Origin of the sequence: Corynebacterium sp. ACRPH (assembly GCF_022347285.1) — a bacterium.
Taxonomy (GTDB): Bacteria; Actinomycetota; Actinomycetes; order Mycobacteriales; family Mycobacteriaceae; genus Corynebacterium.
The window spans coordinates 40,462-55,632 of sequence record NZ_JAKRND010000016.1 but is presented as its reverse complement, the minus strand read 5'-3'; the positions used below and the strand labels follow the sequence as shown (position 1 = coordinate 55,632).

14 protein-coding genes, 1 rRNA gene and 1 riboswitch are annotated in these 15,171 nt (G+C 62.8%); of the genes, 6 read left to right on the top strand and 9 right to left on the bottom strand.

Annotated features, from left to right (window positions below):
• The 5 genes from MHX66_RS08815 to MHX66_RS08795 all read right to left on the bottom strand — a co-directional run.
• Nucleotides 1-198 (bottom strand): 16S ribosomal RNA (locus tag MHX66_RS08815); the annotation flags it as partial.
• A 574-nt stretch (nt 199-772) separates the two neighbouring features.
• A complete protein-coding gene (gene tyrS, locus MHX66_RS08810; RefSeq protein WP_239202327.1) occupies nt 773-2,059 on the bottom strand; it encodes a tyrosine--tRNA ligase in 1,287 nt (428 codons plus the stop codon).
• A 42-nt stretch (nt 2,060-2,101) separates the two neighbouring features.
• Nucleotides 2,102-2,269, bottom strand: coding sequence for a Trm112 family protein (locus tag MHX66_RS08805; RefSeq protein ID WP_005295682.1), 168 nt, complete (start codon nt 2,267-2,269; stop codon nt 2,102-2,104).
• Between the two features lie 67 nt (nt 2,270-2,336).
• Nucleotides 2,337-3,008: a hypothetical protein gene (locus tag MHX66_RS08800; protein ID WP_239202325.1), complete on the bottom strand. Its 672-nt coding sequence runs from the start codon at nt 3,006-3,008 to the stop codon at nt 2,337-2,339.
• 32 nt (nt 3,009-3,040) lie between these two features.
• Nucleotides 3,041-4,684, bottom strand: a complete 1,644-nt coding sequence (locus MHX66_RS08795; protein ID WP_239202323.1) for a VWA domain-containing protein — start codon at nt 4,682-4,684, stop codon at nt 3,041-3,043.
• 137 nt (nt 4,685-4,821) lie between these two features.
• Nucleotides 4,822-4,935, top strand: a riboswitch (TPP riboswitch).
• On the opposite strand from MHX66_RS08795, the gene thiC reads away from it, so the two are divergent.
• From thiC to MHX66_RS08765, 6 genes are all read left to right on the top strand, one after another.
• A complete protein-coding gene (thiC, locus tag MHX66_RS08790) occupies nt 4,935-6,857 on the top strand; it encodes a phosphomethylpyrimidine synthase ThiC (protein ID WP_239202321.1) in 1,923 nt (640 codons plus the stop codon). It overlaps the preceding riboswitch by 1 nt.
• Nucleotides 6,847-7,491, top strand: a complete 645-nt coding sequence (locus MHX66_RS08785) for a thiamine phosphate synthase (RefSeq protein ID WP_239202319.1) — start codon at nt 6,847-6,849, stop codon at nt 7,489-7,491. Before thiC ends, MHX66_RS08785 begins: the two co-directional genes overlap by 11 nt.
• 41 nt (nt 7,492-7,532) lie before the next feature.
• The gene (thiO, locus tag MHX66_RS08780) at nt 7,533-8,705 is read left to right on the top strand and encodes a glycine oxidase ThiO (RefSeq protein WP_239202317.1); all 1,173 of its coding nucleotides are present in this window, start codon (nt 7,533-7,535) and stop codon (nt 8,703-8,705) included.
• A 39-nt stretch (nt 8,706-8,744) separates the two neighbouring features.
• A complete protein-coding gene (gene thiS, locus MHX66_RS08775) occupies nt 8,745-8,963 on the top strand; it encodes a sulfur carrier protein ThiS (RefSeq protein WP_035005721.1) in 219 nt (72 codons plus the stop codon).
• Nucleotides 8,964-8,984: 21 nt separating this feature from the next.
• Nucleotides 8,985-9,788, top strand: coding sequence for a thiazole synthase (locus tag MHX66_RS08770; protein ID WP_239202315.1), 804 nt, complete (start codon nt 8,985-8,987; stop codon nt 9,786-9,788).
• Nucleotides 9,788-11,002, top strand: a complete 1,215-nt coding sequence (locus tag MHX66_RS08765; protein WP_239202313.1) for a ThiF family adenylyltransferase — start codon at nt 9,788-9,790, stop codon at nt 11,000-11,002. Before MHX66_RS08770 ends, MHX66_RS08765 begins: the two co-directional genes overlap by 1 nt.
• A 13-nt stretch (nt 11,003-11,015) precedes the next feature.
• Here the strand turns inward: MHX66_RS08765 and argH are convergent, their stop codons facing one another.
• The 4 genes from argH to argF all read right to left on the bottom strand — a co-directional run bounded on the left by argH (nt 11,016) and on the right by argF (nt 15,142).
• Nucleotides 11,016-12,455: an argininosuccinate lyase gene (argH, locus tag MHX66_RS08760; RefSeq protein ID WP_239202312.1), complete on the bottom strand. Its 1,440-nt coding sequence runs from the start codon at nt 12,453-12,455 to the stop codon at nt 11,016-11,018.
• 53 nt (nt 12,456-12,508) lie between these two features.
• Nucleotides 12,509-13,705, bottom strand: a complete 1,197-nt coding sequence (locus tag MHX66_RS08755; RefSeq protein ID WP_239202311.1) for an argininosuccinate synthase — start codon at nt 13,703-13,705, stop codon at nt 12,509-12,511.
• Between the two features lie 61 nt (nt 13,706-13,766).
• Complete coding sequence (gene argR, locus MHX66_RS08750; protein WP_011273446.1) at nt 13,767-14,231, bottom strand: arginine repressor; 465 nt, start codon at nt 14,229-14,231, stop codon at nt 13,767-13,769.
• Nucleotides 14,216-15,142 carry an ornithine carbamoyltransferase gene (gene argF, locus MHX66_RS08745; RefSeq protein ID WP_370646297.1) on the bottom strand — a complete coding sequence of 309 codons (927 nt, stop codon included), beginning with the start codon at nt 15,140-15,142 and terminating at the stop codon, nt 14,216-14,218. The genes argR and argF overlap by 16 nt, the downstream gene beginning before the upstream one ends.
• Nucleotides 15,143-15,171: the final 29 nt, after the last annotated feature.

The following is a 15,171-nucleotide window of genomic DNA, read 5'->3' as shown; positions in this document are numbered from 1 at the left end:
CACACTAAAGCATGGTCCTATCCGGTATTAGACCCAGTTTCCCAGGCTTATCCCGAAGTGCAAGGCAGATCACCCACGTGTTACTCACCCGTTCGCCACTCGAGTACCCCTTGCAAGCAAGAGGCCTTTCCGTTCGACTTGCATGTGTTAAGCACGCCGCCAGCGTTCGTCCTGAGCCAGGATCAAACTCTCCATAAAAAAACTGTCATCAGACACATGGTGAGCCTGAAAACCAGGCAAAACAAAAAATTACTGACAAAAGAATTGAAAAAAGGATAAATAAATCACATCAACCAACACCAACAACACAAACGCTGCTGGTTATTGATCAGACACAACATACATCCCAAACTTTCCAAAACCTCTATCAGCCCAACAAGCACCCATAAAAAGGCTACTCTCGCTGGGATACGCACATTACATATCGTGGAGACGTTAAAACCACGCTGGCGTAACCACCACCAACCCACAATCCATGCGAGCCGGTGGAGCACTGAAACAAGTCACAAAAGTAATAAAGACATACAATGCATCAGAATCAACACAAAGGTTGGTCAACAAAGTATCTAAACTTGGTTCATCACGCTATTGAGTTCTCAAACAACCTACGCACACCGAGCCTCTCGAGCCGGATTTATTTCCCCGCTCGCTCTCGGCGACTTGAATTAATGTACACCCAACGCCAAGAAAGACACAAATCCCCTGGTAGAAGCAGAAAACTACAACTACCACGGGATCGGTTTAGCGCATACAGGCCGTGCGGGTGGCGTCACTAAGAAGAAGCACCTACGCGCGCACCGGCGAAACGCTTCTTGCCCTTGCGAAGCACCAGCCACGATCCGTGCAGCAGATCGTCAGCAGACGGGGACCACTCGATGTCCTCGATGCGCTGGTTGTTCACGTACGCGCCACCCTCCCCGACGGTGCGGCGGGCGGCACCCTTGGACTTCTCCAGGCCGGACTCGACGAGCAGATCCAGGATGGTGGCGTCGGCGCCGACCTCGGCAACCTCGGTCTCCTGCAGGGCAGAAGCCAGGGTGGCCTCGTCCAGATCCTGCAACTCGGCCTTGCCGAACAGCGCCTGGGCGGCCAGCTCCACAGCCTCGGTGGCGGCCGCACCGTGCACCAGAGTGGTCATCTCGCGGGCCAGGACACGCTGCGCCTCGCGCTTGTAGGGCTCCTCGGCGACCTTGCGCTCCAGCTCCGCGATCTCCTCCTGGGAAAGGAAGGTAAACCAGCGCAGGTAGTCGATCACCACGGTATCGCCTGCGTTGATGAAGTACTGGTACCAGGAGTACGGGCTGGTCAGCTGCGGATCCAGCCACAGCTTGCCACCGCCGGTGGACTTGCCGAACTTGTTGCCCTCCGCGTCCGTAACCAGCGGCACCGTCAGGCCGTGCACCTTGGCGCCGTTCACGCGGCGGTTCAAGTCCACACCAGAGACGATGTTGCCCCACTGATCGCCGCCACCGATCTGCAGCAGGCAATCGAACTCGTTGTGCAGGTGCACGTAATCGTTGGCCTGCAGCAACATGTAGGAAAACTCAGTGTAGGAAATGCCGTCGGATTCCAGGCGACGCTTCACGGTATCGCGATCCAGCATGGTGTTCAGCGAAAAGTTCTTGCCGACATCGCGCAGGTATTCGATGACGTTCATCTGGCTGATCCAGTCCGCGTTGTTCACCATCACAGCCGGGCTATCCACATCGCTGTCCTCGGCGAAGTCGACGAATGCCTCCAGCTGCTTCTTAATGGCCACCATGTTCTCACCGATCTGCTCCTCGGTGAGCATGGAGCGCTCGCCCACATCGCGCGGGTCGCCGATCATGCCCGTCGCACCGCCGGCCAGAGTGATCGGACGGTGGCCGAACTGCTGGAAGCGCTTCAGCATAATCAGCGGCACCAAGTGACCGGCGTGTAGGGAGCTGCCCGTCGGGTCGAAACCGCAGTACAGCGTGATGGGGTTCTGCGTGGCCTCCTTCAGCGCCTCCAGGTCGGTCGACTGGTTAATCAGGCCGCGCCACTGCAGCTCGTCGATGATGTTCTTGTTATCGCTCATACGCGCTCGTTCTCGCTTTTCTTCTGTGCTCTTTGTGCGTTGCTACTTAACGGGCCAGTCTTTAGCTTCTTCGACCAGCAGTACCGGGATGCCGTCCTGCACCGGATAGGCCTTGTTCAGGCGGGGGTTCACCAAATAGTCACCGTGATCCTCCAGCGGCTGCTTGTCGATCGGGCACGCGAGGATCTCTAGGAGCTTCTGGTCAATCATGCTGTCTACTCTAGCCGGTAGCTTGGGCTTCTTTCTTAGTGACGCCCCCTACGCCGCCCAATAGTTACTAGCTTTGTTCGTCGGGGTCTTTTAGTACTCCGAACTGCAGCTCCAAGAAGGTGCGATTGTCCTTAAGCTCTCGCAGGTTGTCCTGCATGATTGCTTGGTGCACTTTGTCCATTTCCCTCTGCAGGACCGCCAGCGATGCACGAAAGTCTTCCACTGCCTGAGAATGCGTTGCACGCGGCATATCATTCAAAATTCTGCACGTCTCTGGAAAGAAGACGTCCATGATCCGGCGGACCTTTTGTTCTTGCAGAGAATCCGCTGACAGATGATCCCATTCGTGAACAACGTCCCTGCAAGTGTTGTAGAAGTGATCGAGATCCGCGCAAAAATCCTGTCGCTGTTGATCGGAAACACGCACAACTTGTTTTAGATGCTTAGAGCTACTTCGAATGCCCTGGAGAGATTCGGAAGGAATCTCATAATATTCAGGAGCCGGTTTGCTGTAGAGCTCGGAGGACTTGTTCTCCAAGGTATGTTTCCCGCCGTAATAAGGCTTCTGCTCAAGCGCCCCTTGATCTTTTCGTTCAGGCGCCACGATTCCGGCGACTCCGGCAAGCGCTCCTGCCGTGATGATCCATAGAGAACCAAGGTCTACTGCTGCGTGGACGCCCACCACGGCAACAAAGACGACAAGCGCGACGATGATCTTGAGGGAGTACTTAGAGTTCACGGCTTCTTTCCATCTCCTGGTCTACCTTGGGGCTACTGGTAGCTACGGATCTCTTCGAACGCCTGTGCCAGGTCACCGCCACGGGCGTTGAAGACCTTGCCGCCAGTGAAGTTGGCCAAGAAATTCATCTCCTCCTCGCTGGCTTCACCGTACAGAATCACGAATACCGGGATCTTATGGTTTGTCTCGCCCATTATGCGGGTCATCTTTGTGATGAACTCCTGACGACTCGTGCCAGAGTTCGACTCACCATCGGTCATTAGCACGATCGAGTTCAGAGAACCGCCACCCTCACCCACACGGTCGTAGGCGCGCAACACGGCGTCATAAATCGCGGTTTCACCACGTGGCTGCAGGCCGTTAACGTAACCGCGCAGTTCCTGTTTCTGCTGTGCATTGTCCGGGTCGTAGTTCTCCTGCGTGTAACCGTCCGCAACCTTACTGCTGAAGGGCATGAGGGTAATTGTCTCTCGGCGCGCGAATCCCTTGGGGTTATCCCCCTCGCCTGCGGTGCCATCGATGAGCTTGTTCAGAATGCCCTTTAGATCTGTCAGGCGGTTGCCGCGCATCGAGCCGGAAGTATCCAACAGAAAGTTGCTGTCGGCGGGGCGGCGTAGCTTTTCCCGGTACAGGTTAACGAGCGAAACAATGTGTTCCTCAGATTTCGGGTACTCGTAGTAGCGCCGCATACCCTTATTCTCTGCGTCCTCGCCCCAGACATTCAGATGGGTCTTCTCCCCCACCTCAACGCTGTGCTCCCTAAACCAATCTGCGAGGGCCTCAACCTTAGCCTGAGCGTCCTCCTCGGCATTCCGAGCTTCGGGCTTCCGAAGTGCCGAGATGGGGTAATCAGCGGCGCCAGCGGAGCTGTCAGGGACAATCACTTCGATGTCGACGCCATCGTTTTCCTTCATCGACTGCAGAACGGCCTGAGTGTTAAAGATGCCGTCGGCCTTACCAGGGTTCTTCACAAAGGTTTCCCGCAGCCAGCCCGAGGACCCGGAGGTGATCGTCTGTCCGGAGAAGAAGTCCTCCATACGGCGCTGGTCCATGGGCGCTGTCGAGGGGTCAAAAGCCTGCCCCTGTGGGAAGTTACTAAACTCCGCGGCCACTGATAGGAGGGCTAGGAAACCAGAGTTCGATTCCTGCGGATCCGTCATGCCAAAGGTCAGGTCGCCACGCGCCGCAGCGTCCGCGATGTCTGCCCACTTAACGTCCTTGTTGCGCCACCCCAGGCGATCCACCACGTCCTGCTTAAGACCCAGAGCTACCGGCGAACGGGCAATGCTGTGATCGTCAGCCTGCGAGGTTGTGTCCTGCGCTCTGGCGAAGGCGTTGGTCGCAAACCAGGTGGCGTCATACTTATTGTCATAAGCACCGTCTTTTAGGTTACGAGTGTTGACGAGCGTGCCACTGTCGTACTCCATTTCAATGTCGAAGCCCAAGTCCGCGGAAGCCTGATGGACGAACGGCTCCATATCCGTCAGCTCCGTGGCGGCGACGATATTTAGTGGCTTACTAGTGTCAAGAGAATTCCTACCAGGCCGTTTGAAACCGTTGAGGGAATCTCCCGAGCCGACTACATAGGCACCTACCGCAATCAGCAGCAAGATGACGATAAGAAGAATCTTTGTGGAAGACCAGTTCTTACCAGAACTCTTCTCAGGGCTGCTCAAGCTACTGGGATTAGGGGCCACCATGGAGCTGATCATATTGCACATACAGCCACTTTTCAGGGCAAATCCACTAACAGTTTTAGTGACAGAACAGGCCGAAACTACACGCTTGTAAGAGGTGCGTTACAGTGGGAAGCACAACCGAACACGGGCGCCCGAGGTATTGGGCTGAGATCGCGCTGAAGCCCGCGCGAGTACCGCTAGAACCTGTCTGGTTAGAACCAGCGAAGGAAGAGTCAGGAGAGTCTTAATGACGGATACGTCTACCCAAAACACCACCCCCACCGACGAGTACGGCGCGGAGATCCACCCGAAGCACAGCTTCTCCCCCATTGAAAAGACCGTGGAATCCTTCGGCAAGACCTTCACGCTGCAGGTGCCGGAGACGGAGATCCAGCTGGACAACTCCCCGACCGGCCCGAACGAGCCGGTGCGTATCTACCGCACCCGTGGCCCGTGGGCCGAGCCGACCAAGGGGCTGGAGGGCCTGCGTAGTGAGTGGATCGAAGCCCGCGGCGACGTGGAGGCCTACGAAGGCCGCCGCCGTAACCTGCTGGACGACGGCAACCGCGCGGTCAAGCGCGGCGAGGCCAGTGAGGAGTGGAAGGGCTCCACCCGCCCGACTCTGCGGGCCAAGGAGGGCAAGCGCGTCACCCAGATGCACTACGCCCGCCAGGGCATCATCACCCCGGAAATGGAGTATGTGGCACTGCGCGAGCACTGCGACGTGGAGAAGGTCCGCGAGCAGGTGGCCTCCGGCAAGGCCATCATTCCGAACAACGTCAACCACCCGGAGTCCGAGCCGATGATCATCGGCAACGCCTTCACCACGAAGATCAACGCCAACATCGGTAACTCCGCCGTCACCTCCTCCATCCGCGAGGAGGTGGACAAGCTGCGCTGGGCTACCCGCTGGGGCGCGGACACCGTGATGGATCTGTCCACCGGTAACGACATCCACACCACTCGCGAGTGGATCCTGCGCAACTCCCCGGTACCGATCGGCACCGTGCCGATCTACCAGGCTCTGGAGAAGGTCGATGGCGTGGCCGAGGACCTGACCTGGGAGATTTTCCGCGATACCGTCATTGAGCAGTGCGAGCAGGGTGTGGACTACATGACCATCCATGCCGGCGTGCGCCTGCCTTTCGTACCGCTGACCACCAAGCGCGTCACCGGCATCGTCTCCCGCGGCGGCTCCATCATGGCCGGCTGGTGCCTGGCACACCACAAGGAATCCTTCCTCTACGAGAACTTCGACGAGCTGTGCGAGATCTTCGCCAAGTATGACGTCGCGTTCTCCCTGGGCGACGGCCTGCGCCCCGGCTCCATCGCGGACGCCAACGACGCAGCCCAGTTCGCAGAGCTGAAAACCATCGGCGAGCTGACCCACCGGGCCTGGGAGTACGACGTGCAGGTCATGGTGGAAGGCCCTGGCCACGTGCCGCTGAACATGGTGCAGGTCAACAACGAAAAGGAGCAGGAATGGTGCGGCGGTGCACCGTTCTACACGCTGGGGCCGCTGGTCACGGACATCGCTCCGGGCTACGACCACATCACCTCCGCCATCGGTGCGGCGAACATCGCCATGGGCGGCACCGCAATGCTGTGCTACGTCACCCCGAAGGAGCACCTGGGTCTGCCGAACAAGGACGACGTGAAGACCGGTGTGATCACTTACAAGGTCTCCGCCCACGCCGCCGATGTCGCCAAGGGCCACCCGGGCGCCCACGAGTGGGACGACGCCATGAGTAAGGCCCGCTTCGAGTTCCGCTGGCACGACCAGTTCGCCCTCTCCCTGGACCCGGACACCGCGCAGGCGTATCACGACGAAACGCTGCCTGCGGAGCCCGCGAAGACCGCGCACTTCTGCTCCATGTGTGGCCCGAAGTTCTGCTCCATGCGCATCAGCCAGGACATCCGCGATGCCTTCGGCGACGAGATCGACGAGGCGCTGGCCACCGACCAGAAGCAGTCGCTGGTCAAGGACCTGGGCTTGCCGGGCTTCGGCCGACAGAGTGTAGACGGCGTAGACGGCCTCAACGCTGCGGGCGAGGAGGAAATGGCTGAGGAGTTCCGCCGCGCGGGCTCCCAGCTGTACCTGAACCGCGACGAGGCGAAGGAAGTCGCCGAGGATCTGCAGAAGGAGGCGGCAGCGCACAGTGAGCGCTAACTTGGATCTGCGCTGCTACCTGGTCACGGGCGCCCCTCAAGAAAAGGTCGTGGACGTGGCCGCAGCCGCGGCCGCCGGGGGTGCGGGCGTGGTACAGGTGCGCAGCAAACCGATCAGCGTGCGCGACCTCACGGCACTGGCCATCGAGGTCGCCGCCGCCGTGCAGCAGGCCAACCCGGCTACCCGGGTGTTGATTGACGACCGCGTGGATGTTGCGGCTGCCCTCATGCCGGAACACAACATCCACGGCGTGCACATTGGCCAGGACGACCTGGACCCGCGCCTGGCGCGCCAGGTGTTGGGCAAGGATGCCATCATCGGGCTGACCACCGGCACCCTGCCCCTGGTTCAGCAGGCCAACGAATATGCCGACGTGATCGATTACATCGGCGCCGGGCCTTTCCGTCCCACCCCTACCAAGGATTCCGGCCGCGAGCCGCTGGGGCTGGAGGGCTATCCCGCGCTGGTGGAGGCCTCACGAGTGCCGGTAGTTGCCATCGGCGACGTTCATGCGGAGGATGCCGCCGACCTGGCCGCCACGGGTGTGGCGGGAGTTGCAATCGTTCGCGGATTCATGAACTCGCCCGACCCACGCGCCACGGCACGGCAGGTACTCACTGGTTTTTCTTCGTGACGCCCACCGCTTGCAACCCGCCCAAAAGGAAGTGAATAGAAGTGACTAATCCCAGCCCCGCTAGTTCCCAGCACTATGACCACATTGTGGTGGGTGCGGGGATCGTGGGCCTATCCACCGCCTTTAAGCTGGTGGATCTCGGTGCGGATCCGACTACCGTGGCGGTGATCGACCCAGCCCCGGTGAGCGGGGCCTCCTTCGTCGCGGGCGGTATGCTGGCCCCAGTCGCAGAGGTGCAGTATAAGCAGGAGCCTTTGTACCCGCTGATGGTGGCGTCCAAAAACTTGTACGACGACCTGCTGCAACGGCTGGGCGAAAAGACCTCCCTAAGCACCGGCCACAGAACAGAATCGACCTTCGTGGTGGGGGCTGACCGGGCGGACGCGCGGCACCTCACCGAGCTGACCGAGCATCAGCACGGCCACGGCATGGAGGTGCAGCGCCTGCCGCTGCGCCAGGCACGCAAGGCCGAGTGGGGGCTCAGTCCGCAGCTATCCGGCGTGGTCGAGATCCCCGGCGACCACCAGGTGAATCCCCGTATGTACTGCGCGGCGCTGCTGGATGCGCTGCGGAACATGGGGGTGGCGATCCTCGGCGAGCGAGTAAGCCGCATCGAGGACGGTGTGGTGACGACCGATGCGACGACGCACACGGGCGACATGGTGTACCTGTGCAACGGGCTGGGCGCCGGGCAGGTGCGCGGCTGGTACGAGGGCGAAAAGTCGCCACTGAAACTGCGCCCGGTGCGCGGCGACATGCTGCGGCTACGCGTGCCGGAAGGGATGGAGACACCCGTGGGGCGCGTTATTCGGGCGTTTGTGGAAGATCGGCCGGTGTACATCATCCCGCGAACCGACGGCACGATCGCCGTGGGCGCGACCAGCCGCGAGGACTCGCGACGCGGCCCCGCCGTGGATGGGGTGTACACGCTGCTGCGCGACGCGATCCGGATTGTGCCGGGCATCCAGGAGTGCGAGTTTATCGAGGCGATCACCGGCGAGCGCCCCGGAACTCCAGATGACCTTCCCTACCTCGGGAAAGTCAGCGAGAAGCTGGTGGTTTCCACGGGCTACTTCCGACACGGAATTTTGCTGTCTGCGCTGGGGGCCACAGTGGGGGCAGCGCTGGGAATGGGCAAGCCGGTGTCTGCGTTGGAAGCGGAGATAGACCCAGAGATGAACCTAGCCAGCTGCGCGCCACTGCGGCATGCCTAAAGCTGCGGGGCGTACGCACAAACGATCTAAGGAGGATCGATGAACTACACGGTGAATGAAGAGCCACGGTCGGCTGACAAGGCACCGAGCGTGGCGGAGGTCGTGGCTGCGGAGACGGGCCGCGAGGTTTCCGAGAACGAGGGCGCGAAGGGAGTCGCGGTGGCGGTGAACCGCTCTGTGGTGCCGGCAAGCGACTGGGGGCGTGCGCTGGAGGACGGCGACGCGGTGGACATCCTGATCGCCGTCCAGGGCGGCTAAAGACGGCTAGAGGACAAGATCATGCTGAAGATCGCGGATAAGGAATTCGATTCACACCTGGTCATGGGCACCGGCGGAGCCAGCAGCCAATCGCTGCTGGAGGACGCGCTGGTGGCCAGCGGCACGCAGCTGACCACGGTGGCGATGCGCCGCCACAGCGCCAAGACCACCGGCGGCGGCGAGAGCGTGTTCGAGCTGCTGAACCGCCTGGGCATCGACGTGCTGCCGAACACCGCCGGGTGCCAGACCGCCCGCGATGCAATGCTGACGGCACAGCTGGCGCGCGAGGCGCTGGGAACCAACTGGGTGAAGGTGGAGGTCATCGCCGACGACCACACACTGCTGCCCGACGTGGTGGAGCTGGTGGATGCCTGCGAGATGCTGGTGGCCGAGGGCTTCGTAGTGTTGGCCTACACCAGCGACGACCCGGTGGTCGCGCGCCGGCTGGAGGACGTGGGCGTGCACGCGGTCATGCCGCTGGGCTCCCCCATCGGCACGGGCCTGGGAATCCTGAACCCGCACAACATCGAGCTGATCTGCTCGCGCGCCCAGGTTCCGGTACTGCTGGACGCGGGCGTGGGCACGGCCTCCGACGCGGCACTGGCGATGGAGCTGGGCTGCGACGCAGTGCTGCTGGCCAGCGCAGTGAACCGCTGCCAGGATCCGGTGGCGATGGCGCAGGCCATGAAGTCCGCCGTGGATGCCGGCCGACTGGCGCGCGAGGCGGGACGCATCCCGCAACGCACGCACGCCCAGGGCGCGCTGGCCTCCTCCAGCTTCGACGGCCTGGCCAGCTGGGATGGCTGGGCCGACGAGGTGCTGTGATGCTCGGCGACTACACCTCCGACTACACCACGCTGCCCGCCGAGGAGCTGAAGCGCGTGGCCCGGCAGACGATCCTGCCGGGCCACGGGCTGCGGGAGCAGGAGCGGCTGCACGAGGCACACGTGCTGGTGATCGGCGCCGGCGGGCTCGGCTGCCCCTTGATGCAAGCCCTGGCCGCGGCGGGGGTCGGCGAGATTTCCGTCATCGATGACGACACGGTGGACATCACGAACATTCACCGGCAGATCCTTTTCGGCGCCAGCGACGTCGGCCGCCCCAAGGTGGAGGTCACCGGGGAACGCCTGCGGGAGTTGCAGCCCGGCCTAGTCTTCCACGGCATCCATGGGCGCCTGCGCGCCGACAACGCCGCCGAACTGCTAGAAGGCGTGGACGTGCTGATCGACGGGTCGGATACCTTCGCCACGAAGTTCCTGGCCGCCGATGCCGCCGAGGCCACCGGCACTCCCCTGGTCTGGGGTTCCGTCCTGCGCTACCGCGGCGACGTGGCCGTCTGGTGGTCCGGCGAGAGTGCCGAGCCGGATGGCCGGGGCGTGGGCATGCGCGACCTCTACCCCTCCCAGCCGGACCCCGACAGCGTGCCGGACTGCGCCACCGCCGGAGTGCTGGGCGTGACGACCTCTGTGGTCGCCGGCCTGATGGCCACGGAAACCATTAAGTTCCTGCGAGACCCGGATACTCGCGCACAGCAGGTGGGGCGATTGCTTATTTATGACGCCCTCAATGCCAACATCCAGCACTTCAACGTGGCCGCCGATCCCCAGCGGCAGCCGGTTACCGAGATCGTGGCGGAGGAAATGTCGAGCTGCGCGGTGGATGCCGCTGAAACTCGCACGGCGGAAGAAGATACGGCCACTTCCCTGCTGAGTAGCCTCGCCGACGGTTCTGCGGTTGCCATCGACGTGCGCGAGCCGGGGGAAAAGGCCATCAAGGATCTGCCGTCTTTTGCTGAGCACCCGGGCTACCACCTGCCCACCACCGTATGGAGCGAGCAGCCGGAGCTGGCCGAGCAGCTGATTGAGAGTCTTGGCACCGAAGGCAGCAACGCAGCGGGCGCCGTGGACGTAGTGGTCTATTGCGCCTCCGGCAAGCGCTCGGCGAGCTTCGTCGACAGCTTTGCACAGCACGCCGCCGGGCAGGGCGTGCGTTTGCACAACCTGCCCGGCGGGGCGAATGAACACGGGGTCGAGATCTAAGCCCGCTGGCCTTTTAGACCAGGCGGGTTTTCTCCGCCCACTTACGGTCGGCGGCAGCGGCCTCGCGCACGCGCTCCTTCTGCTCGGCCACGCGCACGCCGGCAGTACCGCCGCGGGTAGCGCGGGAGGCAACTGCACCGTCGATGGTTAGCACCTCGCGCACCTCGGGGGTCAGAGCCTCGTGCACGCTCGCCAGCTCCTCATCGGTCAGGTCCACCAGGTCCACGCCACGGGATTCCGCAATGCGGACACAAGAGCCGGAGGCCTCGTGCGCCACGCGGAAGGGCACACCCTGGCGAACCATCCACTCCGCCAAGTCCGTGGCCAGAGTGAAGCCCGCTGGGGCGAGCTCGCGCAGACGCTCCGGGTGGAACGTCAGGGTACCGACCAGGCCGGCCATCGCCGGGAGCAGCAGGTTCAGCTGGGCGACGGAATCCGCGATGGGTTCCTTATCTTCCTGCAGGTCACGGTTGTAGGCCAGCGGCATGGCCTTCAGGGTGGCCAGCAGGCCGGTGGCATTGCCGATCAAGCGGCCGGTCTTGCCGCGCATCAGCTCGGCAACATCCGGGTTCTTCTTCTGCGGCATGATCGACGAGCCGGTGGACCACTCATCGGCCAACGTGACGTAGCCGAACTCCGGGGTGGACCAGGCGATGATCTCCTCGGCCAGGCGAGAGAGATCCACCGCCACCTGGGCAAACACAAACGCTGCCTCAGAGGCGAAGTCGCGGGAACTGGTGGCGTCAATAGAGTTATCCGCAGCAGAGTCAAAGCCGAGCTCCTCCGCGATGGCCTCCGGGTCGAGCGCCAGAGACGAACCCGCGAGCGCGCCGGAACCATACGGAGACACCGCCAGGCGCTTATCCAGATCCTGGAAGCGCTGCACGTCGCGCAGCAGCGGCTGGGCGTGTGCCAGCAGCTGGTGGGCCAGCAGCACCGGCTGGGCAGCCTGGAAGTGCGTCTTACCCGGCATGATGGCCTCCGGGTGGCGATCGGCTTGGGCGACCAGCGCGTCGACGACGTCGAGTACGCCCGCGGTGATGTCGCGGATCGCGTCGCGCACCCACATGCGGAACAGGGTGGCCACCTGGTCGTTGCGGGAACGGCCCGCGCGCAGGCGACCGCCGACCTCGGGGCCAACGCGGTCAATCAGGCCGCGCTCCATTGCGCCGTGGACGTCCTCGTCGCTGGGTTCGGGGCCGAAGGATCCGTCGGCCACGTCCTCGCCCAGCTTCTGCAGGCCGGCGATGAGCGTGTCGAAGTCCTCGTCGCTCAGCAGATTGGCCTTGTGCAGCACCCGCGCGTGAGCCTGCGAGGCCAGCACGTCGTAGGGGGCCAGAACCCAGTCGAAGTGCGTGGACTTCGACAGGGCGGCCATCGCCTCAGTTGGGCCGCCGGAGAATCGGCCGCCCCACAGGGCGCCCTCGTTCGTGCCGTGTGCCTCGGTGGTCATGTTTGGGTGTGCCTTTCTGCTCTATTTATCCAGTTGCCTAGTTAGCTGGTCACCTAGTTAGCCAGGTCGCGCTTAGCGGCGATCTTGGAGGACAGGCCGTGCAGCTCCACGAAACCGCGGGCCATGGACTGGTCGAAGGAGTCGCCCTCGTCGTAGGTAGCCAGGTTGAAGTCGTACAAGGACTTACCGGAGCGGCGGCCGTTGACGGTGATGGCACCGGCGTGCAGCACCAGGCGGATGTCGCCGGTGACGTGGGCCTGGGTGGAATCGATGAACGCATCCAGAGAGCGCTTCAGCGGGCTGAACCACAGGCCGTCGTAGATCTGATTGGACCACTCTGCGTCGATGCCGCGCTTGTAGCGGGCCAGCTCGCGCTCGACGGTGACGGCCTCCAGAGCCTCGTGGGCACGGATCAGGGTGATAGCGCCCGGAGCCTCGTAGATCTCGCGGGACTTGATGCCCACGAGGCGGTCCTCAACCATGTCCAGGCGGCCGACGCCCTGCGCACCTGCGCGGCGGTTCAGCTCCTCGATGGCCTCCAGTACGGTGACCTTCTTACCGTCGATGGCCACCGGCACGCCGGACTCGAAGGAGATGATGACCTCGTCCGGAGCCTGGCCCAGAGCCGGGTCCTCGGTGTAGGCGTAGACGTCCTTGGTCGGGGCGTTCCACAGGTCCTCCAGGAAGCCGGTCTCCACGGCGCGGCCCCACACGTTCTGGTCGATGGAGAACGGGGAGGACTTGGACTGCTCGATCGGAATGCCGTTTTCCTCGGCGAAGGCGATGGCCTTCTCGCGGGTCCAGGCGTAGTCGCGGACCGGGGCGATGATCTCCAGGTCCGGGGCGGTGTTGGCGAAGCCAACCTCGAAGCGGACCTGGTCGTTGCCCTTGCCAGTGCAGCCGTGGGCGACGGCGGTACCACCGTGCTCCTTGGCTGCATCCGCCATGTGCTTGACGATCAGCGGGCGGGAGATCGCGGAGACCAGCGGGTACTCCTTCATGTACATGCCGTTGGCCTTGATGGTCGGCAGGCAGTAGTCGTTGGCGAACTCGTCGCGGGCGTCCACGACGATGGACTCCACGGCGCCGGCGCCGAGGGCGCGCTGGCGGACGGTCTCCATATCCTCGCCGCCCTGACCCAGGTCGATGGAGACGCAGACGACCTCTGCGTTGCGCTCCTTGGCAATCCAGCTGATGGCCACGGTGGTATCCAGCCCGCCGGAGTATGCGAGTACTACGCGATCCTTCATTCTTCTAAGCTTCCCTTCGAAACTCTTCTTGCGTTCTAGTTGTTGTATCCGTTATTCGATTTTAGCTATGTGCCAGCTGGAAGAAATACTCCCCCAGCTCCTTACCGTTGAGCGGCTCCCGTGCCAGAACGAAAACCGTGTCATCACCGGCGATGGTGGCTACCACTCGGTTTACGTCCGAGCGGTCCAGGATGCTGGCCAGGTACTGCGCGGCGCCGGGTGGGGTACGCAGTACGGCGATGTTTCCAGAGTGGTCGTGGTCGACCAACAGCTCGGCCAGAACGCGCCGCAGCTTGTCCGGCCCGTCCACGCGCACGTCGTCGGACAGGGAGTAGTAAACCTCCCCGCCCACGCGCACCTTCTTCGCTCCGAGGTCCACCAGGTCGCGTGACAGGGTGGCCTGGGTGACGTCGATGCCGCGGTTTACCAGGATGCCCAGCAGCTCGCGCTGGCTGCCGACCTTTTCCGCGCCGATGATCCGCCCGATCATGTCCTGCCGGGCGGTGCGAGTCAGCGAAGAAGCCATACCAGCAGTGCCTTCTGTGCGTGCAGGCGGTTTTCTGCCTCGTCGAAGACCACCGACTGCGGCCCGTCGATGACCTCCGGCGTCACTTCGCTGCCACGGTAGGCCGGCAGGCAGTGCAGGAAGATCGCATCGTCCTTGGCGGTGCCCATCAGCTTCTCGTCCACCTGGTAGGCCCGCAGAGCGCTGCGGTCTTCGGAGGCATCCTGTCCCATGGACAGCCAGGTGTCGGTGATCACCACGTCCGCCCCAGTGGCGTCCACCTTGTCGGTGACGGTCACGGTCGCCCCGGTCAGCTCGGCACGCTGCTGGGCGCGCTCCACGAACTGCGGCTCCGGCTGGAAGCCCTCCGGCGCGGCGATCGTGATGTTCACTCCCGCTGTGGCGAATCCCAGCATGTAGCTGTTAGCCATGTTGTTCGCGCCGTCGCCGAAGTACACCGCGTTCAGCCCCTTGAGCTCGCCCTTGTGCTCCTTGATGGTCACCAGGTCGGCGAGGATCTGGCAGGGGTGGAAATCATCGGACAGGGAGTTGACGATCGGTACGCCCGCGGTCTCTGCCATTTGGTGGAGGTTGTCGTGCGCGCCGGTGCGCCAGACAATCGCAGTGACGTACCGGGACAAGACCGCGCCGGTGTCCTGGAAGGTCTCTCCCTTCCCCATCTGCGAGCTTCCACTGTCCACGACGATGGCGTTGCCACCCAGCTCGGTGATGCCGGCGTCAAAAGAAAAGCGCGTGCGCGTAGAGGTCTTGTCGAATAGCACGGCGACGGAGCGGCGCTCCAGCAGGTTGCGGTAGCCGTTACCGTAGCGGTTATCCTTCAGCTCCTCGGCCAGCGCCAGCACTTCGGCCTGCTCTTCCGGGGTGAGGTCGTCGTCGGCCAGCATGTGGCGCAGCGGCCCCTTTTTCTGCAGGTGCAGGTTTGTCATGTGGTGTCTTCCGT